The 1,304-nt window shown below is 77.0% G+C and carries 1 protein-coding gene; it reads right to left on the bottom strand.

The features are described from left to right. Positions 1-97: 97 nt before the first annotated feature. Positions 98-1,006, bottom strand: a complete 909-nt coding sequence (locus tag E2C05_RS31860; RefSeq protein WP_133223604.1) for a helix-turn-helix domain-containing protein — start codon at positions 1,004-1,006, stop codon at positions 98-100. Between the last annotated feature and the right edge of the window lie 298 nt (positions 1,007-1,304).

Raw genomic sequence — 1,304 nt, 5'->3', positions numbered from 1 at the left:
GCGATGCCGCGGCCTGGCCGGCCGTGGCGCCGGGCCACGCCGCGGGGGCCGGCCGGCGCTGCGGCCAGCCGCGGGCCATGCCAGTCCGGCACCGGCATCAGGCCAGGCGGTCCGCCCGCCAGCGGCCGGGCGTGGTGCCGACGATGCGGGCGAAGGCATGGGTGAAATGCGCCTGGCTGGCGAAGCCGCAGCGCAGCGCCACCTCGGACAGCGGGAGGCCGCCGGCCAGGATCAGCCGCTTCGCCAGGTCGCAGCGGCGGCGGCTGATATAGCCATGCGGCGTCTCACCGGTTTCCGCCCGGAAGGCGCGGGCGAAGTGGAAGCGCGACAGGCCGGCGGCCGCCGCCAGGTCCGACAGCGGCAGGTCGGTGGCGAGGTTCGCCTCGACATGGGCGAAGACCCGCTGCAGCCGCCAGCCGGCCAGGGCGATGCGGCCCGAGGGCGGCGGCGCCCGCATCAGCCGCAGCATGGCCAGCACCGCCCATTGCTCGGCGAAGGCGGCGGAGAGGCGGCCATGCGCCGCGCGCTGCGCCACCAGGGCGCGCACCAGCGCGTCCAGCGCCGGGTCCTGCAGCCCGGCGCGCAGGGGCAGCCGGGCGGCGGAGGCGGGCAGGCCGCTCTCCTCCGCCAGCCGGTCCAGCCAGGGCGGCGTGACATGCAGGTGCAGCATGTCGTGCTGCGGCCCGGCCGGGCCTTCGAAGCGGGAGGCGGTGCCGGCGGGCAGCAGATAGGCGTTGCGCAGCCCCTGCAGCGGGCCGTCGTCGCGCCGCCCATCCAGCCGGATGTCGTAGCGCCCGGGGGCGGCGCCCATCGTCCAGAGCAGGATGTGGTTCTGCTGCCGGTCGACATCCACCGCGAAGCGGGCCGGGTCGGCATCGAAGCTGTGCCGCAGGACGCCGGCACCGGCGAGATTGTGCACATCCTGCAGGCGCGGCCGGCCGAGCCACCGCGCGTTGTCGAAATCGGGCAGGCCGGTCAGGGGCAGCCCGCTGGGATCAGCGACCATGCAGCGTCTCCGCGCCGGGGCGGTGGCCGCCGCAGCGCTTGCGGGATCGAAGCATGATGGCCGCCCGGGCGAAAAGCCGACCTTGGTTGCATCGCGACAAGGCGCCGGGGCCAGAAGCAAGATCCTGATAATGGGGAAGGCCCCGGCGCCGCCGCCCCGGCGACCCGGATGCGGCCGGCGACGGGGGCCGGGGCGAAGGGCGGCCGCCCTGGTCCGCGCCCTGGTCCGGGCGGGAGGCCGGGCGGGCGGTCGCGTGGCGCGGACGCCACGCCGACCCTGCCTTCGCCGCGGCTGCGGC

Source organism: Paracraurococcus ruber, assembly GCF_004353985.1.
GTDB classification, from domain to species: domain Bacteria; phylum Pseudomonadota; class Alphaproteobacteria; order Acetobacterales; family Acetobacteraceae; genus Paracraurococcus; species Paracraurococcus ruber.
Note: the sequence above shows the minus strand (reverse complement) of the source record. Positions and strands in the feature narration are given on the sequence as shown.

Coding starts and splice junctions, on each gene's coding strand:
- E2C05_RS31860 (WP_133223604.1), bottom strand. CDS start 1,006: ATGGTCGCTGATCCCAGCGGGCTGCCCCTGACCGGCCTGCCCGATTTC.